This window comes from Sphingomonas sp. Leaf230 (genome assembly GCF_001421745.1).
Lineage (GTDB): Bacteria > Pseudomonadota > Alphaproteobacteria > Sphingomonadales > Sphingomonadaceae > Sphingomonas.
Map to the genome: position 1 here is coordinate 329,355 of NZ_LMKW01000010.1, position 22,919 is coordinate 352,273.

At 67.1% G+C, this 22,919-nt stretch carries 23 protein-coding genes; 9 read left to right on the forward strand and 14 right to left on the reverse strand.

Features of this window, described 5'->3' with window-relative positions; genetic code table 11:
* Window positions 1–16 precede the first annotated feature (16 nt).
* Both msrB and ASE82_RS13530 read left to right on the forward strand, forming a co-directional pair.
* On the forward strand, window positions 17–427 hold the full coding sequence (msrB, locus tag ASE82_RS13525) for a peptide-methionine (R)-S-oxide reductase MsrB (protein WP_056064224.1): 411 nt from the start codon (window positions 17–19) through the stop codon (window positions 425–427).
* Between the two features lie 44 nt (window positions 428–471).
* Entirely contained in the window at window positions 472–2,646 is a 2,175-nt protein-coding gene (locus ASE82_RS13530) for a transglycosylase domain-containing protein (RefSeq protein ID WP_056064227.1), read from the forward strand.
* On the opposite strand, the gene ASE82_RS13535 is transcribed toward ASE82_RS13530, so the two are convergent.
* From ASE82_RS13535 to ASE82_RS13545, 3 genes are read right to left on the reverse strand one after another with little or no spacing between them, the layout of a single operon-like run.
* On the reverse strand, window positions 2,622–3,296 hold the full coding sequence (locus ASE82_RS13535) for a M48 family metallopeptidase (RefSeq protein ID WP_056064229.1): 675 nt from the start codon (window positions 3,294–3,296) through the stop codon (window positions 2,622–2,624). The genes ASE82_RS13530 and ASE82_RS13535 overlap by 25 nt on opposite strands.
* Before the next feature lie 15 nt (window positions 3,297–3,311).
* Entirely contained in the window at window positions 3,312–3,746 is a 435-nt protein-coding gene (locus ASE82_RS13540) for a YcgN family cysteine cluster protein (protein WP_133020171.1), read from the reverse strand.
* The gene (locus tag ASE82_RS13545; RefSeq protein ID WP_056064774.1) at window positions 3,743–4,324 is read right to left on the reverse strand and encodes an SCO family protein; all 582 of its coding nucleotides are present in this window, start codon (window positions 4,322–4,324) and stop codon (window positions 3,743–3,745) included. The genes ASE82_RS13540 and ASE82_RS13545 overlap by 4 nt, the downstream gene beginning before the upstream one ends.
* Before the next feature lie 79 nt (window positions 4,325–4,403).
* Between ASE82_RS13545 and ASE82_RS13550 the strand changes: the two genes are divergently transcribed.
* On the forward strand, window positions 4,404–5,012 hold the full coding sequence (locus ASE82_RS13550) for an ankyrin repeat domain-containing protein (RefSeq protein WP_056064235.1): 609 nt from the start codon (window positions 4,404–4,406) through the stop codon (window positions 5,010–5,012).
* 145 nt (window positions 5,013–5,157) lie between these two features.
* Here ASE82_RS13550 and ASE82_RS13555 read toward each other — a convergent pair whose 3' ends face one another.
* Genes ASE82_RS13555 through tsaD form a run of 3 tightly spaced genes read right to left on the reverse strand, consistent with a single transcriptional unit; the run spans window position 5,158 to window position 7,713 of the window.
* Window positions 5,158–5,655: an MmcB family DNA repair protein gene (locus ASE82_RS13555; RefSeq protein ID WP_056064776.1), complete on the reverse strand. Its 498-nt coding sequence runs from the start codon at window positions 5,653–5,655 to the stop codon at window positions 5,158–5,160.
* 58 nt (window positions 5,656–5,713) lie between these two features.
* Window positions 5,714–6,691, reverse strand: a complete 978-nt coding sequence (locus ASE82_RS13560) for an NAD(P)H-dependent glycerol-3-phosphate dehydrogenase (RefSeq protein ID WP_056064238.1) — start codon at window positions 6,689–6,691, stop codon at window positions 5,714–5,716.
* Window positions 6,688–7,713 (reverse strand): tRNA (adenosine(37)-N6)-threonylcarbamoyltransferase complex transferase subunit TsaD, encoded by a 1,026-nt coding sequence (tsaD, locus tag ASE82_RS13565; RefSeq protein WP_056064778.1) that lies wholly within the window; start codon window positions 7,711–7,713, stop codon window positions 6,688–6,690. Before tsaD ends, ASE82_RS13560 begins: the two co-directional genes overlap by 4 nt.
* A 64-nt stretch (window positions 7,714–7,777) precedes the next feature.
* Here tsaD and hemC point away from each other — a divergent pair, with 64 nt between their 5' ends.
* Window positions 7,778–8,683, forward strand: coding sequence for a hydroxymethylbilane synthase (gene hemC, locus ASE82_RS13570; RefSeq protein WP_156348891.1), 906 nt, complete (start codon window positions 7,778–7,780; stop codon window positions 8,681–8,683).
* A complete protein-coding gene (locus ASE82_RS20125) occupies window positions 8,680–10,338 on the forward strand; it encodes a uroporphyrinogen-III synthase (protein ID WP_235524708.1) in 1,659 nt (552 codons plus the stop codon). The genes hemC and ASE82_RS20125 overlap by 4 nt, the downstream gene beginning before the upstream one ends.
* A gap of 304 nt (window positions 10,339–10,642) precedes the next feature.
* Here ASE82_RS20125 and ASE82_RS13580 read toward each other — a convergent pair whose 3' ends face one another.
* The 7 genes from ASE82_RS13580 to glmM all read right to left on the reverse strand — a co-directional run bounded on the left by ASE82_RS13580 (window position 10,643) and on the right by glmM (window position 17,401).
* Window positions 10,643–11,527 carry a bestrophin family protein gene (locus ASE82_RS13580; protein ID WP_056064245.1) on the reverse strand — a complete coding sequence of 295 codons (885 nt, stop codon included), beginning with the start codon at window positions 11,525–11,527 and terminating at the stop codon, window positions 10,643–10,645.
* An 80-nt stretch (window positions 11,528–11,607) separates the two neighbouring features.
* Window positions 11,608–12,657, reverse strand: coding sequence for a dihydropteroate synthase (gene folP / locus ASE82_RS13585; protein WP_056064248.1), 1,050 nt, complete (start codon window positions 12,655–12,657; stop codon window positions 11,608–11,610).
* 126 nt (window positions 12,658–12,783) lie between these two features.
* Window positions 12,784–13,923: a site-specific DNA-methyltransferase gene (locus tag ASE82_RS13590; protein WP_056064251.1), complete on the reverse strand. Its 1,140-nt coding sequence runs from the start codon at window positions 13,921–13,923 to the stop codon at window positions 12,784–12,786.
* A 176-nt stretch (window positions 13,924–14,099) separates the two neighbouring features.
* On the reverse strand, window positions 14,100–14,738 hold the full coding sequence (locus tag ASE82_RS13595; protein ID WP_056064254.1) for a ribonuclease HII: 639 nt from the start codon (window positions 14,736–14,738) through the stop codon (window positions 14,100–14,102).
* Complete coding sequence (gene thiD / locus ASE82_RS13600; RefSeq protein ID WP_056064257.1) at window positions 14,726–15,532, reverse strand: bifunctional hydroxymethylpyrimidine kinase/phosphomethylpyrimidine kinase; 807 nt, start codon at window positions 15,530–15,532, stop codon at window positions 14,726–14,728. The genes ASE82_RS13595 and thiD overlap by 13 nt, the downstream gene beginning before the upstream one ends.
* 313 nt (window positions 15,533–15,845) lie before the next feature.
* Window positions 15,846–16,061 carry a DUF1272 domain-containing protein gene (locus ASE82_RS13605; RefSeq protein ID WP_056064261.1) on the reverse strand — a complete coding sequence of 72 codons (216 nt, stop codon included), beginning with the start codon at window positions 16,059–16,061 and terminating at the stop codon, window positions 15,846–15,848.
* Entirely contained in the window at window positions 16,061–17,401 is a 1,341-nt protein-coding gene (glmM, locus tag ASE82_RS13610; protein WP_056064264.1) for a phosphoglucosamine mutase, read from the reverse strand. Before glmM ends, ASE82_RS13605 begins: the two co-directional genes overlap by 1 nt.
* A gap of 68 nt (window positions 17,402–17,469) precedes the next feature.
* Between glmM and ASE82_RS13615 the strand changes: the two genes are divergently transcribed.
* Together ASE82_RS13615 and ASE82_RS13620 are read left to right on the forward strand one after the other, a co-directional pair.
* A complete protein-coding gene (locus ASE82_RS13615) occupies window positions 17,470–18,732 on the forward strand; it encodes a dicarboxylate/amino acid:cation symporter (RefSeq protein WP_056064267.1) in 1,263 nt (420 codons plus the stop codon).
* Window positions 18,707–19,699, forward strand: coding sequence for an aldo/keto reductase (locus tag ASE82_RS13620; protein ID WP_056064270.1), 993 nt, complete (start codon window positions 18,707–18,709; stop codon window positions 19,697–19,699). The genes ASE82_RS13615 and ASE82_RS13620 overlap by 26 nt, the downstream gene beginning before the upstream one ends.
* A gap of 75 nt (window positions 19,700–19,774) precedes the next feature.
* On the opposite strand, the gene ASE82_RS13625 is transcribed toward ASE82_RS13620, so the two are convergent.
* The gene (locus ASE82_RS13625) at window positions 19,775–21,568 is read right to left on the reverse strand and encodes a peptide MFS transporter (RefSeq protein WP_056064273.1); all 1,794 of its coding nucleotides are present in this window, start codon (window positions 21,566–21,568) and stop codon (window positions 19,775–19,777) included.
* 117 nt (window positions 21,569–21,685) lie between these two features.
* Here ASE82_RS13625 and ASE82_RS13630 point away from each other — a divergent pair, with 117 nt between their 5' ends.
* Window positions 21,686–22,261 (forward strand): nitroreductase family protein, encoded by a 576-nt coding sequence (locus ASE82_RS13630; RefSeq protein WP_056064276.1) that lies wholly within the window; start codon window positions 21,686–21,688, stop codon window positions 22,259–22,261.
* Between the two features lie 37 nt (window positions 22,262–22,298).
* Window positions 22,299–22,655 carry a GntR family transcriptional regulator gene (locus ASE82_RS13635; RefSeq protein WP_056053547.1) on the forward strand — a complete coding sequence of 119 codons (357 nt, stop codon included), beginning with the start codon at window positions 22,299–22,301 and terminating at the stop codon, window positions 22,653–22,655.
* Window positions 22,656–22,919: the final 264 nt, after the last annotated feature.

Here is a 22,919-nt window from a genome sequence, read left to right on the forward strand (position 1 = left end):
CACGAGATGCATGTCCATGGACCAGCTCAATCTTTCCGAGGCCGAATGGCGCAAGCGGCTCACACCCGAGCAATATCATGTTCTGCGTGAGGGCGGCACCGAGCGCGCCTTTGCGGGCGTGCTGAACGACAACAAGGCCGACGGGATCTACCGGTGTGCGGCCTGCAGCAACGAGCTGTTCGACAGCGCGGACAAGTATGATTCCGGCTCGGGCTGGCCGAGCTTCACCCAGCCGACCCGCCCCGATGCGGTCACCGATCACGCTGATCGCAGCCACGGCATGACCCGGATCGAGACGCGGTGCGCGCGCTGCGACAGCCATATGGGGCACGTCTTCCCGGACGGTCCGCCGCCGACCGGGCAGCGTTATTGCATGAACTCGCTCTCGCTCGAATTCCGGCCGCGCAAAGCGAACGTCGCGGCCTGATGTCGCTTGTAGGGCGGGACCATCGCGCGTAATTCTGCGGCCACATGGCTCGTACGCGTTCTGCTCCCCCGTCCCGTCGGTCCCCAACTCCCCCGGCGTCACGCTGGCGGCGGCGGCTGGTCGTCTTTCTCCAAGTCATGGTCGGGATCGGCATCCTCGCGCTCGGTGCGCTGGCGATCGCGGTGTATATTGCGATGTCGCAGCTGCCCAGTTTCGACAGCCTGAAGTCCTCGCCCAACGGCCAGATGATCCGCGTCCATGCCGCCGACGGCACGGTGATCGTGTCGATGGGGCCGAGTTTCGGCGAGTGGCTGCCCTACGGACAGATCCCCAAGGTGATGCGCGACGCGACCGTCTCGGTCGAGGATCGCCGCTTCCGCTCGCATATCGGCGTTGATCCGGTCGGCATCGCGCGCTCGGTGAAGGTACGGTTCGATCGCGGACACTGGACGCAAGGGGGCTCGACGATCACGCAGCAGCTCGCGCGGACGGTCTTCCTGAACAACCAGAAGAAGTTCGGGCGTAAATTCCGCGAGGGCATCTTGGCGTTCGCGCTCGAATGGAAGTTTTCGAAGGACCAGATCCTCGAACTCTATCTGAACAAAGTCTATTATGGCGGCGGCGCCTACGGGATCGACGCGGCTTCGCGGAAGTTTTTTGGCCACGGCGCGGATCACCTGAGCCTCGCCGAGGCTGCGGTCATCGCCGGCTTGGTCAAGGCGCCGTCCAATTACTCGCCGACCGCCGATGCCGAAGCCGCGATGGGCCGCGCCGGTGTCGTGCTGGAGACGATGCAGGAAACCGGCGCGATCACCGCGTCCGAGGCTGCCGATGCGGACGTGTCCGGGCTGAAACTAGCGCCCGAGCCGAAGCAGAACAGCGTGCGGTATTTCACCGACTGGGCGTTGCCGCAGCTCGATACGCTGATCGACGAGACCACCGAACCGCTGGAGGTCTGGACGACGCTAGACCTGACGATGCAGCGCCAGGCGGACGATGCGATCCGCGCGAATGCCCCCCCCGGAGCGCAGGGCGCGCTGGTCGCACTCGATCGCGGCGGCGAGGTGCGTGCGATGGTCGGCGGCAAGGACTACGTCTCGTCGATCTACAACCGCGCGACGCAGGCGGTCCGCCAGCCGGGCTCGTCGTTCAAGCTGTTCGTGTATCTTGCCGCGCTGGAAGCAGGGCATAAGCCCGAGGATTCGATCGTCGATGAACCCGTAACGATCCAGGGCTGGAGCCCGCGAAACGACTCGCGGCGCAACTCCGGCGCGGTCTCGTTGCGCACAGCGTTCGCTTATTCGTTGAACACCATAGCGGCCAAACTCGGGCAGGAGGTCGGCTTCAACACGGTCGCGGACATGGCGCGGCGGTTCGGCATTACGACGCCGGTCAACACGCACCCGTCGATGGTGCTCGGCACCTCCGAAGTCCGAGTGATCGACATGACGCGCGCGTTTGCGTCGGTCGCGAGCAAGGGCGTTGCGGTGACGCCGTACGGGATCACGCGCGTCACGGCGAACGGCCAGACGATCTACACGCATGAGGTCGACCGCAGCCATGTGCTCGTCGCGCCCTATGTCGCCGCCGAGATGACCGACCTGTTGCAGACCGCGGTCAACACCGGCACCGGGCGTGCGGCGCAGATCGGCCGTCCGGTCGCGGGCAAGACGGGGACGACCAGCTCGTCGAAGGATGGCTGGTTCCTCGGCTTCTCCAGCGGGATCACCACGGGTGTGTGGATGGGTCGCGACGATGCCAAGCCGATCGCCGGCCTGCACGGCGGCACCGCGCCGGCAAAGGCGTGGGCGGCGTTCATGAAGCCAGCGACGGCCAACCGTCCGATCGAGCAGTTCGATACGAAGGTCACGCTACCCGAATGGCAGCTGGAGCCGGACGAGGAGAGCTATTTCGGGCAGCCCGACAACGGCCAGATGGCAGTCGACGCGGATGGCAATCCGATCGAGCAGGGCCAGCCGCCGGTCCCGACCGATGCGCAGACCGGCGACACGATCCCGCGGCCCGATGCGGATCAGCCCGAGGTGGCACCTGCTCCGCCTCAACAGCAGATGAACCAGGATTGGATCGACCGAGTGATCGGGCGTGAGCGGCGTGAGCCGTCACCCGCGGGGCGGCAACCGCTCCAACGCGATGTGCCGCGCGATCAGGTGCAGACGCAGCGCTTCCAGAGCGATCAGGAAGAGCGTCCGAACCAGTGAAGCCCCGCGCCGTGCGTGCGTAGCCAGACCCTCGCGGGCGTCGGGTCTTCGCCGTACAATTGCTCCACGAGTGCGTGGAAGACCGGCGCGTGGTTCATGTGGACGCGGTGTGCGACTTCGTGCGCGACGGTGGCGCGGCGGACCCAGCTTGGTGCGAGGATCAGCCGCCAGCTGTAGCGGATGACGCCGCTCGATGCGCAGCTGCCCCAGCGACCCTTGGCATCGCCGACCGCGACCTGCGCGACGCTGACCTTCGCCTTGGCGGCGTATTCTGCGGTTTCGGTTTCCAGGACGGCGAGCGCGGTACGCTTGAGCCATGCTTCGACGCGACGGGCGATCGTTTCGGAAGGGCCAGACAGCGACAGGACCGAGCCCTCACGAACCACGGTTCGGCGGCTGCCCGGCGTCCACTCGATAGTCAGCGGTTCGTCGGCAACGGTGAGGACCGCGCCCGGCACGAACGGGTGCGGCTGAGGAAGCAACGCGCGCTGTTCGGCGATCCAGCCCGCCTTGTCCTCGGCCCAGGCCAGCGCCTGCTTCAACGCCGCACGCTTGGGGAGGACGAGGCGCGCCCGGCCACTCGCGGGATCGATCGACAGACGCGCGCGGCGTGCGCGCGGGTGACGGACAATCTCCAGGCCCTCGATCATCGGGCTGTCACCGGGTCAGAGCTCGCGGTCGATCACGTGATATTCGAGCTCGCCGGCCTCGTCCTCGCTGATCGTCCAGCCGCGCACCGATTGCTTGGCGCGGTGGACGGCTTCGCGGTCGCCGCAGACGAGGTAATGCCATTCGGGCAGCTGCTCGCCGGCTGCGCGCAGGCGGTAGGCGCAGGTCGACGGCAGCCAGTCGATCCCGCGGACGTTGCCGGTCGTCAGCCGCACGCATTCGGGCACATAGGCGTGGCGGTGGCGGTAATCGGAGCATTGCCCGCTGCGCCGGTCGAGCAGGCGGCACGAGACGTTGGTCGCGACGAGCTCGCCGGTATCCTCGTCCTCGAGCTTGTGGATGCAGCATTTGCCGCAGCCGTCGCACAAGGCTTCCCACTGGCCGCGATCGAGCTGGTCGATCGGCGTATCTTCCCAGAAGCGCGCGCTCACCGGACCCAGCGCTTGATTTCCGTCACCACTGCGTCGGGCCCTTGTTCCTGCGGCAGCAAAGCGAGGGGCTTGCCGTCCGGGTCCATCAGATAGGCCTGGCGTGAGTGGTTTACGAGGTAGCCGCCGCCGGGGGAGGCGTCGCCCTTGCTCGAATACACCGCGTATTCGGTCTTGATCCTGGCGATCTGGTCGTCGGTGCCGGTCAGCCCGACCATCCGCGGGTGGAACGCCGAAACGAACTGCTTGAGCACCGCGGGGGTGTCGCGTGCCGGATCCACCGTCACGAACACCGGCACGATCTTCGCGGCCAGCACGGGATCACTCGTTTCGAGCTTTTTCACCGCGGCGCCGATCGCTTGGACATCCGTCGGACACACATCGGGGCAGAAGGTGTAGCCGAAATACATGATCCGGTATTTGCCCGCGAACGCCTGCTCGTTGACGGTCTGTCCGTTCTGGTCGGTCAGCGTGAAGGCGCCGCCGATCCTGGCGCCTTCGAGCGGCGGTTTGGCGGGCGGTGCCGAGGCGGTGCACGCCGATAAGGCGAGTGCCGGTATGAGAAGGAAACGGAGGGTCATGGTGCCGCCAGCCTTGATCTGTTCGCTACTGCGGCGCAAGCGTCACCCGATATCCAGGACGAACCAAGGAAGTCTCTCGATGCGTATCCGCCTGATGCTCGCCGCTACCCTCCTGACGCCTGCGCTCGCCTGCGTCGCGGCGCCCGCGTTCGCGCAAGGCCAGTCGGAGGGGTACAAGTTCCTGTCCGCGGTGCGCGATGCGAAGAACAACGACGTGCTGGAGATGCTCGGCAAACCCGGCAGCAACATCATCAACACGCGTGACGTGACCAGCGGCGAAGGCGCGCTGCACATCGTCATCAAGCGGGGCGACGAGGTGTATCTGCGCTTCCTGCTGCAAAAGGGTGCGGACGCGAACCTGCGCGACGGCAAGGGCAACACGCCGCTGCTGCTCGCGGTGACGCTGGGCCAGACGAACATGATCCCGATCCTGACCGCGGCAGGGGCGAATCCGAACCTCGCCAATTCGGCGGGCGAGACTCCCCTGATCCGCGCGGTGCAGCGCCGTGACGTGGGCATGATCCGGGTGCTGCTGGCCGAGAACGCCGATCCCGATCAGGCGGACATCATGGCGGGCATGTCCGCGCGCGCCTATGCCAAGCAGGATGGGCGCAACCCGATCGTGAGCAAGCTGCTGGAAGATGCGCCGAAGAAGGTGCGGAAAGCCGTGTCGGGTCCGAAGTTCTGAGTTCTGAACTTCTGATCCTCCCCCGCCCGGGGGAGGTGGCTGGCGCTTGCCAGACGGAGGGGGAGGAAAGGGTCACGGTCGTTGCGTGTTCCTCCCCCTCCGTCACCTGCGGTGCCACCTCCCCCTGGCGGGGGAGGATTTAGTGTCAGAATGCCAGCCCGTCGGCATCCGGGTCCATCTGCGCGATCAGCCGCCGCGCCGCGCGTCGCGCGAACGCGAGCGTACACCGTTTTCGCACATGCGCCGGCAGCGGCACGGTATGCGCCTCCCGCACGATCGCCGCGTCATAGCGATCAGCGACGATAATCCCCGTCCGCTCCGGCAGGAACGCCGGCCCGTTCAGGGGCCCGACGTCGAACCCTGCCGGGACCGCCCAGAAATACCGGTCGCAATGCCCGAGATAATCGGGCCACTTCCCGTCGCCTAGCAGGTCCGCGCGCGACACCTTGATCTCGACGATCACGATCTGGCCACGCGCGTCCACCGCCATCAGGTCGGCGCGACGGCCACCGTCGAGCGGCACTTCGGTCATCGCGGTGAGGTCGTGGCGCAGCAACATCCGGATCACGCCGCGCGCCACGTCGGCCGCACATAAGGGTGATCCAGGTTCGTCGATGCAGGAGTCCGGCGGCATATCGAGCATGCGCCGGAAATAGAACAATCCGCGAACGAGGCAAGCCCATTCGCGGATCGCCTGCCGGTCAGCCCGCCTCGCCCTTCAGCGGCCGGGCGAGCAGGTCGCCGATCACGTCGCTCACCGGCGCGCCCTCCAGCAGGCGGCAGACGGCTTCGGTGATCGGCATGTCGACGCGCGCATCACGGGCGGCTTCGCGCAGGACGGGGGCGGTAAAGGCGCCTTCCGCGACGGTTCGGCGATCCGCCAGTAATGTCGCCGCCGAATCTCCGCGCCCGAGGCCGACACCCAGCGAGAAGTTACGCGAACTCGTCGAGGAGCAGGTGAGCACGAGATCGCCCAGCCCCGAAAGCCCCGCCAGCGTTTCCGCGAGCGCACCGCGTGCCAAGCCGAACCGCGTCATTTCGGCGAACCCGCGCGCGATCAACGCGGCGCGGGCGTTCTGGCCCAGCCCGGCCCCCTCAACCACGCCGCAGCCGATCGCGAGGACGTTCTTCACCGCGCCACCGATCTCCGCACCCGCGACGTCGGTCGAGGCATAGGTCCGGAAATGCCGCGCCGCGAGACGGGTCGCGAGCCGCTCACCGAGTTCCGCATCCTCACAGGCCAGCGTCACCGCGGTCGGTAGTCCGGCGGCGACTTCGTGCGCGAAGGTCGGCCCCGAGAGAACCGCGATCGGCGCATCGGGATGCACCGCGCGCGCGACCTCGCCGACGAGCCGCTTGCTCCCCGCCTCGATCCCCTTCGCACACAGCACAAGCGGAATGCGGCCGATCGGGGCGGCGGCGAGGACGCTGCCGACGTGCTGGGCGGGCGCGACGACGAGGATCGCATCCATGTCCGCGAGCGCGGCGAGGTCGTCGGTCGCGCGGATCGTCGGCGACAGCGCGACGCCGCCAAGGAACAGCGTGTTCTCATGCGCGGTGTTGATCGACTCGACCACCGCGCCCTCGCGCGCCCACAGGATCACCTCGCGACCACCATAGGCAGCGACCTGTGCGAGTGCCGTGCCCCACGCCCCCCCACCGATGACGCCGATTTTCATGCCTTAACCCCCGCGCCGCGAACCGCCTCTGCATTCGGATCGAGCGGCCAGCGCGGGCGGGCGGCGACATCGAGCGGATCGGTGAGGCCAGCGGCAAACCGCTCGGCCCCCGCCCAACCAATCATCGCAGCGTTGTCGGTGCACAGCCACAAGGGCGGCGCGACGAAGCGGAGACCGTGCGCCGTAGCGAGCCCCTGCAACGCGGTACGGACCGCCGTGTTGGCCGCGACTCCACCCGCAACGACGAGCGCGGTGGCGCCATGCGATGTCCGCAAAGCCTTGGTCGTGCGGTCGATCAGGCAGTCCACTACCGCCGCCTGGAACGAGGCGGCGATATCCTCGGGCGAATACTGGCCGACGACGCGCGCGACCGCGCTCTTCAGGCCGGCGAACGAGAAATGCGGCTCGGCCGAACCTTTCAGCGGGCGCGGCAGGGGGACGGCCTTGGGATTTCCCAACGCCGCGGCGCGTTCGACGGCAGGGCCACCGGGGAAGCCGAGGCCGAGCAGCTTGGCGGTCTTGTCGAATGCCTCGCCCGCCGCATCGTCGATCGTTGTGGCAAGGCGCCGATACGCGCCAACGCCCTCGACCAGCAGCAACTGGCAATGTCCGCCCGACACGAGCAGCAGCAGGTATGGGAACTCCAGGTCCGGATCCGACAGCCGCGGCGAGAGCGCGTGGCCTTCGAGATGGTTGACCGCGATCAACGGCTTGCCTGCCGCGTGCGCGAGCGCCTTGCCGGTGACGAGCCCGACCATCACCCCGCCGATCAGTCCCGGCCCCGCGGTCGCGGCGATCGCGTCGACGTCGGCCAGCGTCAGCTTCGCGTCGGCCAGCGCCGCGACGATCAGCGGCTCCAGCGCCTCGACATGCGCACGCGCGGCGATTTCGGGGACGACGCCGCCGAACGGGGCGTGCGCCGCTTCCTGCCCGAGCAACCGGTGCGCGAGGACCTGCCGGTCGCCGGTGACGAGCGCGGCGGCGGTTTCGTCGCAGGAGGATTCGATGCCGAGAATGATCATCGCGTGTCTGTATAGGCCTGCGTGAAGCTTGTCGAAGGGGGCCCCTTTCTGCATGGCACGCAGGATGACAGTTTTTCGGCTCGGTACGCGCGGTTCGCCGCTGGCGCTCACCCAGGCAGGCCTGGTCCGCGATGCCCTTTGCGCAGCGCATGGCTGGTCGGCGGACAAGGTCGAGACGGTCGTGATCCGCACCACCGGCGACCGCGTGCAGGATCGCGCGCTCGCCGAGATCGGCGGCAAGGCGTTGTGGACCAAGGAGCTCGATCGCGCGCTGCACGACGGCGACATCGACTGCGCGGTGCATTCGATGAAGGACGTCGAGACGATCCGGCCGCACACGCTGAGGATCGCCGCGATGCTGCCGCGTGCCGACGTGCGCGATCGGCTGATCGGTGCGGAGACCTTCGCCGACCTGCGCCCGCGCGCCGTCGTTGGCACGAGTTCGCCGCGACGCCGCGCGCAGATGCTGCGGCTGCGGCCCGACCTGCAGATCGTGCTGATCCGCGGCAACGTCGACACGCGGCTTGGTCGCGTCGCGAGCGGCGAGATGGACGCCACGCTGCTCGCCGCCGCCGGGCTCGATCGCCTCGGGCGCGACGACGGCCATGCGATCCCGACCGACATCATGCTGCCCGCACCGGCGCAGGGCGCGGTCGGGATCGAGGTCCTCGACGGCAGTACCGCGCACGCGATCGTCGCCGCGATCGACCATGCCGACACCAGCCTTTGCGTTCTCACCGAGCGCGCGTTGCTCGCGCGACTCGGCGCGGATTGCCACTCGCCGGTCGCGGCGCTCGCGTCGCTGGCGGGCGAGACGCTCACGTTGCGCGCCGAGTTGATCGCCGAGGACGGGACGTGCTACGTCGCCGGATCGATCGAGGGCAGTGCGGGCGAAGACCTGGGTACGATGCTGGCGGTCGACCTGCTCACGAGGGCGCCCGCGAGCGTCCGCCGGCTGTTCGCGGCATGACGTCGCCTCACGCGGTCGTCGTCGTGCGGCCGGAGCCCGGCAATGCGCGGACTGCGGCGGCTCTGCGGACCCTCGGGCTCGACGTACGGCAGGTTCCGCTGTTCGCCGTGACGCCGGTCGACTGGAGCGTGCCGGATCCGGCAGGGTTCGACGGGCTCTTGCTGACCAGCGCGAACGCGGTACGGCACGGCGGCACGGGACTGGACGCGTTAAAGCGCCTGCCGGTGGTGGCGGTCGGCGCGGCGACTGCCGCAGCAGCGATCGACGCGGGCTTTGCGGTTGCGGTGACCGGATCGGGCGATGCCCGCGACGCCGTTTCCGAAGCGCGCGATCGCGGCTTTGCGCGACTGCTGCACTTGGCCGGGCGCGATCGTGCCCCGACCGGCGACGGGATCGAGGCCCTCACGGTCTACGCGAGCGATGATGTGCCGATCGACGCGACGGTGGCGCAGTCGTTCGCCGATGCCGTCGTGTTGCTCCACTCCGAACGCGCCGCGATCCGGTTGAAGGCTATGCTCGATACGGCGGGCATCGACCGGTCCGGGATAGAGATCGCCGCGATCAGCGCCGCCGTCGCCGAAGCGGCCGGAACCGGCTGGGCGACCGTCTCGATCGCCCCGCAACCGAGCGATCCGGCGCTCGTCGCGCTGGCTGCTGCGCGTGCGAACATACGCGCGATTGACCATCCGGTGCGCGGCGGGGATAAGCACGCCATGAGCGACTACGTGCCGACCGATCGCCCACGGGCACGCGGACCCAAAATGGGCGTCATCATCGCCTTGACCGCGCTTGCGTTCATCGCCGGACTGGCGCTGATGGCCTATGCCGCGAGGAAGCTGCCCTGGTTTGGCGCCACGGCGTCGACCACCGCTGGCGCACCCGTCGCGGGCCAGAAAGCCGGCGCGAGCAATTCCGGGTATATCCCGTCGCAACCACTCGGCCCGGATGGCCAGCCCCAGGCAGCCGCGCCGGTCGACACCGCCGTGCTGGCAACGCGCGAGGCGACGCTGGCGGGCCAGTTGACCGCGCTCGAGGCGCGCACCGCGGCGATCACCACCGACGCAGCCGCTGCTGGCGCGCAGGCGACGCGGGCGGAAGGCCTGCTGGTGGCCTTCGCCGTGCGGCGTGCGCTCGATCGCGGGGTCGGCCTTGGGTATCTGGAGGAGCAATTGCGCCTGCGGTTCGGCCAGGCCCAGCCGCGTGCAACGATGCTGCTTATCCAGGCCGCGCGCCAGCCGGTGACGCTCGAGGACCTACGCCAGGGCCTCGATGCGATTGCGCCGGACATCACGAGTTCGACCAGTGAGAACTGGCTCGACACGATTCAGCATCAGATCGACTCACTGATAGTGCTGCGCAAGGCGGGAACGCCGTCGCCGATGCCCGCCGACCGCCTCGCGCGCGCGCGGCGGCTGCTTGGTGCCGGTCAGGTCGAGGCAGCCCGCGCCGAAGTCGCCCGCCTGCCCGGCGCCGCGCAAGCCGGCAACTGGATCGACGCGGCCCGCCGCTACGTCGTGGCCCACCAGGCGCTCGACCTGATCGAGAACACGGCATTGATCGGCCAGGCGGGACAGCCCCAGCCGGCGCCGGTCGTCATGCCAACGCCACAAACGGCAACCGAAACGGACACCGCCCCGGACCCGTCGGGTATCTGAGCCGAACTCGTCTCGCTTGTGAACAGCGATCTACGGCCAATGGCTTTTCATTCGCCTGTCCGAGATTCAACGGCGAGACCGTTCGATCTCTTTCCCATTGCAGGATAGCTGTGGAATAGTGGCGTACGGACGGATCGTTTCGGGAACACCCTCGGGGTCACGCACTGAAGTCGGCGGTGTGTTTCGATCTACGACAGTCCGGGACAGACTTTGCTTGATCCGGCTTTATCTTCTTCAACGCGGCCAGTGGGACAGCCGTTCTGTAGAGGAGGTCGACGCTCCATAGCGTCGACCCCTGTCTTTCCTACCACAACACGCCGCGGACAGGCTGCAACGGCTCTGGAGCCTCGTCGCCGATTGCTTGAAGCAGATCGATCTCGATCGTTCGGCACATTGCGTTCAGCGGGACGTCGTGGATCGTGTCCGCGAACGGGTCGACCAGATCGTCACCGATCTGCAGCACGGCGAGGAACATCAACCCGGCGATCGTCGAGCCGATCGGCGTCGCGAACCCAAGCGTCTCGACCAGGCCGATCGGCAGCAGGATGCAGAACAGACGCGTGAAGATGCTGGGGAAAAAGCGATACTGGTTTGGCAGCGGCGTGTTCTTGATACGCTCCATGCCACCCTGTGCGTTGGCAATATCGACGAGGATCGCCTCGAACTGCGTCTGCTGGATGGTGTCGATCCAGCCGTTGCGCCGCGCAATGTCAATCCGGCGGCCGGTGCCGTCGAGCAGGCCGTTGGCAATATTGGTGCGATCGAGCGCGAACGACGCCTCTTCCTTCGACAGGAAGCGCAACACTTCGGGAGGCGCTGGCTGCTTGCGCAACTGGCAGCGCAATGCGTTCACATACGCGATCTGGCGGAGCACGATCGTCCGCTTCATATCGTGGCCCTCGGGCTCGGGCAGCATGTTGCGCGCCATTCGCGCCAAGTTGCGCGAGGCGTTGATCATCAGGCCCCACAGCCCGCGGCTTTCCCACCAGCGCTGATACGCGGAGTTGTCGCGGAAGCCGAGGAACAGCGCCAGCGCGGTACCGAACAGCGTCAGGGGCAGGGCCGGCGCATGAAACGGCAAGACGTAATAGGTGATCGTGACGACGACGTCCCAGACGAAAAGACCCAGCAGCGGGCGCCAGACCTCGCTCAAGATTTGACTGAGGCGCGGTGTTGCAGTGACGATCAAACGAAAGCTCCCTTGTTAACAGGGCTTTTAATGCGCGAAGAGGCGTTTCGCTGCAATGCAGCGACGATCAGCCGCCCCGCTTAGCCGCCAACGAGCGACTGATCGCGCAGACCGCGCCAGATCTTTACCGCCTGCACCGTCTCTGCGACGTCGTGGACGCGCAGGATCTGGACGCCGGCCTCGGCGCCCTTAAGTGCCAGCGCGAGCGAACCGGCGAGGCGCTGGTCGACCGGCGCTTCGTTCGAGAGAGCGCCGATCAGACGCTTGCGGCTGGCACCGAGCATGATCGGGCAGCCGAGCCCGTGGAAGATCGCGAGGCCGTTGAGCAGCGCGAGGTTCTCGGCGAGCGTCTTGCCGAAGCCGATGCCGGGATCGACGATGATCCGCGACCGGTCGACACCACCCGCGACGACCGCGGCGATCCGGGTTTCGAGCCAGTCGAACACGTCGGTGAGGACGTTGGTGTATCCGCCGTCGCCGTGACCGCCTTTCTTGGGGTCGGGCGAATGCATCAGGACGACCGGGCAGCCGCTTTTTGCGACCACATCAAGTGCGCGGTCATCCCAGAGGAGCGCGGCGACGTCGTTGACGATGTGCGCGCCGGCGGCGAGCGTCGCCTCCATGACCGCGGCCTTTCGCGTGTCGACCGAGACGATCGCACCGGCGCGCGCGAGACGCTCGACGACGGGGACGAGCCGCGCGATCTCGTCGCCTTCCCAGACCGCGGGGGCGCCGGGGCGGGTCGACTCCCCGCCGACGTCGATCAGCGTCGCGCCAGCGGCGGCCATGTCGATGCCTGCGGCCGCGGCGGCGGCGGGGTCATCGACATGCTTGCCGCCGTCGGAGAAGCTGTCGGGGGTTACGTTGAGGATGCCGGCGATGATCGGCTGGTCGAAGCGGAGCGTGCGTTCGCCAAGCTGGAGGCGCGCGCGGGGGGCAATGATAGCGGCGTGGAGGTGCGCGGCGCGCTCGCCCAGCGTCGCGACATCGGCGACGGGGATCGTGCGGCGGGCGCGGCCTTCGATTACTTCGTACGCGGCGAACCACTGCAGGCCGCCCGCCAGGCGCGCGACGCTGTTGTCTTCGTAGCCGATCGGGGTGTCGACGAACTGGACGGGGCGTAGGTGGATGATCGTTCTCCTGCTCCCCTCCCTGGAAGGGAGGGGTCGGGGGTGGGTCTGCCGATTGGTTTACGTATCGCCCGCCAAGCCGCCAACCCACCCCCAGCCCCTCCCTTCCCGGGAGGGGAGCAAAAGTCAGATCGTGTTCGCCAGCAAATACGTCTGGCGGAGGTCGTCGATCGGCTTCAGCCCCTTGTCGCTTTCGTAATGCCAGAAGCTCCAGCCGTTGCAGGCGGGGGCGTTCTGGAGCGTCGAGCCGAGCTTGTGGATCGAACCGATCGTGCCGCAGTCGCTGAGCAGCGAGCCATCCGCGCGGATGGTGGCACGCCAGCGACGCTTCGAGTCGGTCAGCACCGCGCCGGGGGCGAGATACGCGTTCTCGACCAGCACGCCGAACGCGACCTTGGGCTGCGTGCGCGGGCTCATCATCGTCGCGAGTGCCGATTCGTCGAGCGGCAGTGCGGCCTCGATGCGTTCCTGCGCGGCTTCGATGTAGTCGCCTTCGCGGTCGATGCCGATCCAGTTGCGGCCGAGACGCTTGGCGACCGCGCCGGTGGTGCCGGTGCCGAAGAACGGGTCTAGCACGACGTCGCCGGGCTTCGTGCACGCCAGCAGGATGCGGTACAGCAGCGCCTCAGGTTTCTGCGTGGGATGCACCTTGGTGCCGTTCTTCTTGAGCCGCTCGGCGCCGCCGCAGGTCGGGAATTCCCAGTCGCTGCGCATCTGGAGCTCGTCGTTGAGCGTCTTCATCGCGCGGTAGTTGAAGTGGTACTTCGCCTTCTCCCCCTTCGACGCCCAGATCAGCGTCTCGTGCGCGTTGGTGAAGCGGGTGCCGCGGAAGTTGGGCATCGGGTTGGTCTTGCGCCAGACGATGTCGTTGAGGATCCAGTAGCCGAGATCCTGCACCGCCGCGCCGACGCGGAAGATGTTGTGATAGCTGCCGATGACCCAGAGCGCGCCGTCGTCCTTGAGGATGCGGCGTGCTTCCTTGAGCCAGGCGCGGGTAAAGCGGTCGTACGCGGCGAAGGTGTCGAACTTGTCCCAGTCGTCGGTGACCGCATCCACATGCGATCCGTCGGGACGATAGAGTTCGCCGCCGAGCTGGAGGTTGTAGGGCGGGTCGGCGAAGATCATGTCGATGGAATTCGACGGGAGCGCCTTCATGTGCTCGATGCAGTCGCCGCGCAGGATCTGGTCGAGCGGAAGGACGGCTTGAACCGCCGGCTCCCCTGCCTTTTTCGCACGCGGCCGTGCGATCGTGTCGATCAAACCCATGTTTTCCGCCCCTTATCGACGCCCATAGCGGCGGAATTGTCCGACTCCGTCAAGCAAACATTCGTTAACGGCGTTTCGGCGTGATTCCGTCGCTGCGACCAATCGAGTCGCCGTTGCCCAGATGTTGAGTCGTGGGAGACTCGCGGCTCAAGCCCTTGGGGTGTGGCGCGAAAGACTCAGCTCGTCGTTTCCTGTGCGAAAAGTCCCTCGCGCGCCAGATAGGCGGCGGCGACGGGGGCGAAACTGCGGCGGTGAATCGGCGTGGGGCCGTGTTCGCGGAGCGCCTTCATGTGGTGCGCGCAGCCATAGCCCTTGTTCGAATGCCAGTTATATTCGGGATGCACGTCGGCGGCGGCGATCATGATGAGGTCGCGCGTGTGCTTGGCGACGATCGAGGCGGCGGCGATCGACAGCGACTTCGCATCGCCGCCGACGAGCGGCGTGGCGGGGTAGGTCCAGCGGGGCAAGCGGTTGCCGTCGACGAGGACGTGGCCGGGGGCCTGGCCGAGTTCGACCGCCAGCGCGTCGACCGCGAGGGTCATTGCCTTCATCGTCGCCCAGTAGATGTTGAGCGTGTCGATCTCGTCCGGCTGGACGATGCCGATACCGACGATCGCGCAGCGCGTGAGGCGCGCGCAGAGTCGTTCGCGCTCGGAGGCGGAGAGCTTCTTGGAGTCGTCGATGCCGCGGGGGACGCCTTTGGCGGGCAGGATCACGGCGGCGGCTACGACTGGCCCGGCGAGCGGACCGCGACCGGCTTCGTCGACACCGGCGACGGGGCCGACGCAGAGCTTTTCGTGTTTCATGCCGGGCATTGGCGGTCTTTCAACTGGTCGAACGGACTGGTGCCGAGTGCGTGGCCCATCGGGCCGTGGCCTGCGCCTAGCCCCGGTGCGTTGGCAAGCGCGGCTCGGACGAACGCGATGGCGCGCTCGATTGCGGCGTCGAGCGGCAGGCCTTGGGCCAGCCCGGTGGCGATGCCGCTGGCGAGCGTGCAGCCGGTGCCATGCGCGTGGCGGGTTTCGATGCGGGGGTTGGTCCAGCGGGTTTCGCCGGCGTCCGTGACGAGACGGTCGATGACGGAGGGGCCTTCGGCGTGGCCGCCTTTTATGAGGACGGCCGGGCCTAGCGCGCGGATTGCGGTCTCCCCGCCGAGGGCTGCGAGTTCGGGGAGGTTGGGGGTTACGAGCGTGGCGATCCGCATGAGGCGGGTGAAGGCGGCGATAGTGGCGGCGTCGGCGAGGACGGAGCCGCTGGTTGCGATCATCACCGGGTCGAAAATGATGGGAAGTCTGCTCCCCTCCCTTTCAGGGAGGGGGGAAAAACGCTCTAGATATTCGGCGACCGCATTCGCGGTTTCAGCGGAGCCGATCATGCCGATCTTTATCGCATCCACACCAATGTCCGAGACGACGGAGTCTATCTGCGCAAGGACGATCTCGGTGGGGATCTGGTGGACCGCCTGAACGCCGAGCGTGTTCTGTGCGGTGATCGCGGTGACGGCGGTCATCGCGTGGCCGCCGAGCATGGTTACCGTCTTGATATCCGCTTGAATTCCTGCGCCACCGCCCGAGTCGGAGCCGGCTATTATGAGAACCCGCGCTGTCATTAAGTGTCCCAGATCGGGGCGAAGTGCACGAAGTGCAGACGCTGGAGCGGGTCTGCACCTTGCCTGAGGCAGGGCTGGAATGGGGATACCGGACTGGGGTTGGCGCGGTTGGCGGTCATGGGATCGGCTATGGCGTGATCGGTCGGATGTAGGACAGGGGTGCAGCTCTCTTCACCACCCCGGCGGAGGCCGGGGCCCAGTTGGGAGAGGTTGCTGACTGAGGTTTGCGTTCCGTTACTTCGACCTTCCCAATTGGGCCCCGGCCTTCGCCGGGGTGGTAGACGTGGTTGGGTGGCGCTTACTCGAACCGTTCCTAGTGCCGCCGCGCGCCCGCCGGCTTTTGCGGTGGTGCCTCGCCCAGCCTCGTCGGGCGGTCGAGCAATTCGCCGCCGCAGTTGGGACAGCGCTCGTCGAGAGCATCGGCACATTCCGCGCAGAAGGTGCATTCGAACGAGCAGATGAATGCGCCCGGCGCGTCGGCGGGAAGGTCGGTGGTGCAGCGTTCGCAGGCGGGGCGCATCTCGAGCATCAGGCGGCAGCCTTCCGGACGGCGTCGCAGATGCGGTCGACGACACGCTCGACCTGTGACGGATCGTCGCCTTCCGCCATCACGCGGATCACCGGTTCGGTGCCCGATGGACGGATGACCAGACGTCCGTTGCCGGCGAGTTCGGCCTCGGCCTGCGCGATCACCGCCTTTACAGCATCATCGTCAAGCGGCTTGCCACCGGCGAAACGGACGTTCTTCAGCAACTGCGGCAGCGGCTCGAACCGGTGCAGCACTTCGCTCGCCAGTGCGCCCGAACGCTTGACCTCCGCCAGGATCTGCAGCGCCGCGACCAGTCCGTCGCCGGTTGTCGCATAGTCCGACAGGATGATGTGGCCCGACTGCTCGCCGCCAACATTGTAGCCGCTCGAGCGCATCTTCTCGAGCACGTGGCGGTCGCCCACCTTGGTCCGGACGAGGCCGAGGCCCTGGGCCGCAAGGTGGCGCTCCAGGCCCAGGTTCGACATCACCGTCGCGACGAGGCCGCCGCCCGCAAGCCGCCCCTGCCGCGCCCAGCTTGCCGCGATCGTCGCCATCAGCTGGTCGCCGTCGACGATGGTGCCGGTCTCATCGACGACGATCAACCGGTCCGCGTCGCCGTCGAGCGCGATGCCGATGTCCGCGCCGCTCGCGACCACCGTCTCGGCGAGCGTCTGCGGGGCGGTCGAGCCGACGCCGTCGTTGATGTTGGTACCGTTGGGGGTGACGCCGATCGCGACGACGTCCGCGCCGAGTTCCCAAAGCGCCGACGGTGCGACCTTGTAGGCGGCACCGTTCGCGCAATCGATCACGATCCGCATCCCGTCGAGGCGGAGATTCTCGGGGAAGGTCGACTTGGCGAAATGGATGTAGCGGCCCTGCGCATCGTCGATGCGGCGCGCGCGGCCGATCTGGCTCGACGGTACGAGCGGGATGTCGCCGTCGATCAGCGCCTCGATCGCTTCCTCCGCTTCGTCCGACAGCTTGTAGCCGTCTGGACCGAACAGCTTGATGCCGTTGTCGGCGTAGGCGTTATGGCTAGCAGAGATCATGACGCCGATATCGGCGCGCATCGAATGGGTGAGCATCGCGACGGCGGGTGTCGGCATCGGGCCGACCATGACGACGTCCATGCCGACGCTGGTGAACCCTGCAACCAGTGCGGATTCAAGCATATAGCCAGACAACCGCGTGTCCTTGCCGATCACGACGCGGTGGCGGTGATCGCCGCGCAGGAAGTATGCGCCGGCGGCCATGCCGACCTTCATCGCCATCTCTGCGGTCATCGGCGAGACGTTGGTGGCGCCACGAATGCCATCGGTGCCGAAATATTTCCTTGCCATCACACGTGCTTTCCGTCCGGTATCGGGGTTTGCACCGTTGATAGCGCGGTAAACCACGAAGGGCGAGCATGTCGCAGGCTACACGGATCCTGATCGCCCTCATCGGCGGCATCGCGATCGGCATCCTCGCCGCCGCGCTCGCGCCGTCCCAGGCGATCGCGGTCACCGCGGTGACGCAGCCGATCGGCTCGGCGTGGCTGCACGGGCTGCAGATGGTGATCGTGCCGTTGATCGTCTCATTGCTCGTTACGGGAATCGGAGCGACGGCCGAGGCGGCACGCGCGGGACGGATCACGATCCGCGCGCTGGTCATGATGGTCGCGATCCTGTGGGCGGTGACGATCATGTCCGCACTGGTGACGCCGTTGCTGCTCGAAGCGTGGCCGTTGCCCACTGGGCTCGCGGGCGCACTGCGCACCGCGCTGACGACCACCGCGCCGGTTGGGTCGGTGCCGGGGATCGGTGCGTTCTTCGATACGATCGTGCCGACCAACGTCGTCGCGGCGGCGGCGGGGGACGCGTTCCTGCCGCTGACCGTGTTCGCGCTGGCGTTCGCGTTCGCGGTCACGCAATTGCCCGAAGCGCAGCGCAGTATCCTGACCGGGTTTTTCCAGGCGGTGGTCGACGCCCTGCTGATCGTGATCGGCTGGGTGTTGAAGCTCGCGCCGATCGGCATCTTCGCGCTCGCCTACGGTGTCGGCGCGCGGACCGGCACCGCGGCGTTCGGTGCACTGGTGCATTACATCGTCTGCGTCTCGGCGATCGGCGTGGTCGTGCTGATCGCGGCGTATCCGGTCGGGATGATCGGCGGACGCGTGCGGTTCGGGCGCTTTGCGCGCGCGGTCGCGCCCGCACAGGCGGTGGCGATCAGCACGCAGTCGTCGCTCGCCTCGCTGCCGGCGATGCTGAAAGGGTCGGTCGAGCTGGGGGCTTCGCCCGCCACCGCGGGGATCGTGCTCCCGCTTGCGGTTGCCGTCTTTCGTGCGACGAGTCCGGCGATGAACCTCGCAGTGGCGCTCTACGTCGCGCATCTGGTCGGCGTGCCGATCGGGCCGGGGCAGCTCGCCGCAGGGATCGCAACCGCGGCGATCACGACGATGGGTTCGGTGTCGCTGCCGGGTACGGTGAGCTTCATCGCCTCGGTCGCGCCGGTCGCGATCGCGATGGGGGTACCGATCGAGGCGTTGGGGCTGTTCATCGCAGTCGAGACCGTGCCCGACCTATTTCGTACCGTCGGCAACGTGACGATGGACACCGCCGTCACCATCTCCGTTTCAGCCCGCAGTGGCTCACAGGAGATTCCGCATGAAGTATCGCACGCTCGGCCCTGATTTTGAGGTTTCCGCGCTGGGTCTCGGCTGTATGCCAATGGCCGGCATCGGCAAGGGCATGTACGGCGAGGCGAACGCCGACGAGAGCATCGCGACGATCCACCGCGCGATCGAGCTGGGCGTGACGCTGTTCGATACCGCCGAGATCTATGGCCCGCTGGTCAACGAGGAGCTGATCGGCAAGGCGATCCGCGGCAAGCGCGACGGCGTCGTGATCGCGACGAAGTTCGGGTTTCGCTATGACGAGAACGGGATGACCGGGGTCGATTCGACGCCGGCCAATGTGCGGCGGGCGTGCGAGGGATCGCTGAAGCGGCTCGGGGTCGAGACGATCGACCTGCTGTACCAGCACCGTGTCGATCCGGGCGTGCCTATCGAGGATACGGTCGGGGCGATGGGCGACCTCGTACGCGAGGGCAAGGTGCGGCATCTCGGGCTGTCGGAGGCTGGGCTCGACACCATTCGGCGGGCTGCGGCGACGCATCCGATCGCGGCGCTGCAGAGCGAATATTCGCTTTGGGAGCGGGACGTCGAGGACGCGATCCTGCCGTTGTGTCGTGAATTGGGGATCGGGTTCGTGCCGTATTCGCCGCTCGGGCGCGGGTTTTTGACGGGGCAGATTACCGCGCGGTCGGATCTGCCCGAGGGCGATTACCGGCGGAATGACCCGCGCTATTCGGAAGAGAACTTCGCCAAGAACATGGAGATAGTGGCGGTGGTGAAGTCGATTGCCGATGCGCATGGGGCTTCGCCGGCACGGGTGGCGCTCGCCTGGTTGCTGGCGCAAGGCGACGATATCGTGCCGATCCCGGGGTCGAAGCGCCGGGTTACGCTCGAGGACAGCATGAAAGCGGCGGACGTTGCGCTGTCGGCCGACGATCTGGCGAAGCTGGATGCGGCCGCGCCGCGGGGTGGGACTGCCGGGCCGCGCTACGGCGAGAGGGCGATGTCGATGACGCGGATCTGACGGCCTCCCCTCCCGCTTGCGGGAGGGGTCGGGGCCTCCCCTAACCCCTCCCGCAAGCGGGAGGGGAACAGTCGCTCACTGAACGCCGTGCATCCACTTCTTGATCAGCGGCGAGATCAGCAGCAGCACGACGCCGATCCCGGCGGACACGAGCCCGATCGTCCAGAACACGCCGGCATAGGTATCCAGGCTGACCTTCAAATTGGTCACCTGGCCGCCGACCGTCTCGACGCTCGCGACCTGCGCGACGACGCCGGCGACATATTGCGCGACCGAGATCGACAGGAACCACACGCCCATCATCAGACCGACGACGCGCGCGATCGACAGCTTGGTGATCATGCTGAGACCGACCGGCGAGATGCAGAGCTCGGCGAACGAGTGGATGAAATACAGCCCGGCGAGCCACCAGATCGCGACCTTGAACGTCGGCCCGACCATGCTTGCGCCCCAGACGAGGAACAGGAAGCCGACGCCGACGCCGATCAGTGCGATGCCGAACTTGACGGGGATCGACGGCTCCAGGCCCTTGGCGGCGAGCTTTGTCCACAGGATCGACATCACCGGCGCCAGCGCGACGATGAAGAACGCGTTGAAGAACTGGGTCTGGCCGGCCGAGATGCTGAAGAGGCCGAACACGCTGAGGTCGGTGTTGCGATCCGCGAACAGCGTCAGCGACGACCCGGCTTGCTCGAACAGCGTCCAGAACACGACGTTGAACACGATCAGGACCATCGCCGCGAGCATCATCTGGAACTCGCGACGCTCGCCGTTGATGAACGACCAGATCAGGATGCCGGGCACCGCGATCAGGAACGTGCCGAACAGCAATTTGCCCATCAGCGACAGCGAGGCGATGTAGCCGACGATCCCGGAGCCCGGCACCGGCGGCACCGCGTTCATGAGGTTGACGAACAGCAGGTAGAAGATCGGGATGCCGAGCAGCGCGAGCGCGTAGATGCCGAGCGCGCGGTCGGGACCGGTGCGGACCGGGGGCTCGCCGTAGCCGTTGAGCTTGCCGCCATCGAACTGGATCAGCGTCCATGAGGCGAGCATGCCGATCGCGGCGAGGCCGAAGCCTGCCCACCAGCCGACCGCGACCGCGAGGAACGGACAGAGCAGCTGCGAGAACAGCGAGCCGAGGTTGATCCCCATGTAGAAGATCGTGAAGCCGGCATCGCGGCGCTTGTCGCCCTGCGCGTAGAGTTCGCCGACCATCGTCGAGATGTTGGGCTTGAAGAAGCCGTTGCCGACCGAGATCATGCAGAGCGCGAGCAGCATGATGGTGACGTAGAAGCTGCTGCGTTCGGCGCCGGATTCGAATCCACCCTTCTCGACCGTGCGTGCGGTCGAGCCGTCGGGGGCGAGCAGCGAGACGGTGCCGTCGTCGTTGCCCTTGATCTTCAGCTTGTTCGCGCCGTCGACGAGATAGCGGACTTCGCTATCGGCTTGGTCGACAACTTCGATCGCGTAACGCTGGTTGGCGATCGTGGCGTACGGCTTGGCGGTCTCGCCGCCGAAGCAGAGCAGCAGATAGCCCAGCGCCATGATGATCGCGCCGAACTTCACCGCGCGCTTCGAGCCGAGATACTGGTCCGCGAGATAGCCGCCGACCAGCGGCGTCAGATACACCAGCGCGGTATAGCCACCGTAGAGCCCGGTCGCCTCGCGGTCGCCGAACACGAAATGCTTGGTGAGGTACAGCGTGAGCAGCGCGCGCATGCCGTAATAGCCGAACCGCTCCCACGCCTCGGTGGTGAACAGCCGCGCGAGCTGGCGGGGGTGCCCGAACCAGGTTTCGCCGGACGCCGGGTTGATATGGGTGATATCCGGCTCTCGCGGGGTATCCGCGGTCGGGGTGTCCACCATTCTTACGCTCCCTGATACTCGTCTTGGCCGCCGTCGAACGCGGGGCCGTTATGGCGCGCAACCTAGCGGCAAAGCTCGGCCTGTAAATATCGCACATCAGGGCTTATCTTCCGGGACATGCTCAACGACCGCTCCACGCCGCTCTCGCTGCTCGCCACCCGCCGATCGGGAAAGCCCCGCGACCTGATCGCGCCCGGCCCCGATTCCTACCAGCTGGCGACGATCCTCGAGATCGCGGCGCGAACGCCCGACCACGGCAAGCTCGCGCCGTGGCGGTTCGTCGTCGTGGGTGACGAACACCGCGCGGCACTGTCGACGCTGATCACGGATGCGTACCTCGCGGAACGGCCTTCAGCGTCGCGGACCGAACTCGAGTCGCTCGACCAGTTCGCGCATCAGGCGCCGACGCTGGTGGTCGTGCTGTCGTCGCCGAAGGAGAGCAAGATTCCGCTTTGGGAACAGGAGCTTTCGGCGGGGGCGGCCTGCATGAACCTGCTCCATGCGGTGCATGCGGAGGGGTTTGCGGGGGGCTGGCTGACCGGTTGGCCGGCCTATTCTGACTTGGTGCGCGATGCCTTCGGGTCCGCGGCGGAGCGGATCGCCGGGTTCATGTTCATCGGCACGCCGTCGCGGGCGCTCGACGAACGGCCTCGCCCGGATATGGCACGGCTCGTAAGCCATTGGGAATCTTGAGCCTCGACTTTCCGCCAGATTGCTGTATTAGAACAGCATGACAGCGCTCAGCAGCGACGACAGCCCCGTATATATCCGCCTTCGCAGCACGATCGCTGCGGGGATTTTGCGCGGCGACTATCGTGCGGGCGATCAATTGCCGTCGGTCCGCGCGTTCGCTGCCGAGCAGGGGGCGAATCCGCTGACGGTCGCCAAGGCCTATCAGAGCTTTCAGGACGACGGGTATGTCGAGGTTCGGCGCGGGGTCGGGATGTTCGTGATGCCGGGTGCGGCGGAGGCTTTGCGGGTGGCGGAGCGCGAGAATTTCGTGACGACGCAGTGGCCGCGGATCTTGGGGCATATCGATCTGTTGGGATTGGATGCGCATGATCTTTTGGAGCGCGAGCGGGCCTGAGTCGCTGCGAGCGATTTCCTTCGCCTCCCCTGCCCCTTGCGTTTGTCTGCACCCTGTCCCGTTCGTGCTCCCCCTCCCCCGTTCGTCCTGAGTAGTCATCGAGTAGGCGCGAAGCGGCATATCGAGAGGACGTATCGAAGGACAGGTTGGCGCGGGGAACCCATGCTTCGATACGCGCCCTCGATACGCTGCTGACGCAGCTACTCGGTCGCTACTCAGCACGAACGGTGGGGCAGGGCGATACTCGGAGCCAGCCCCCGCGCT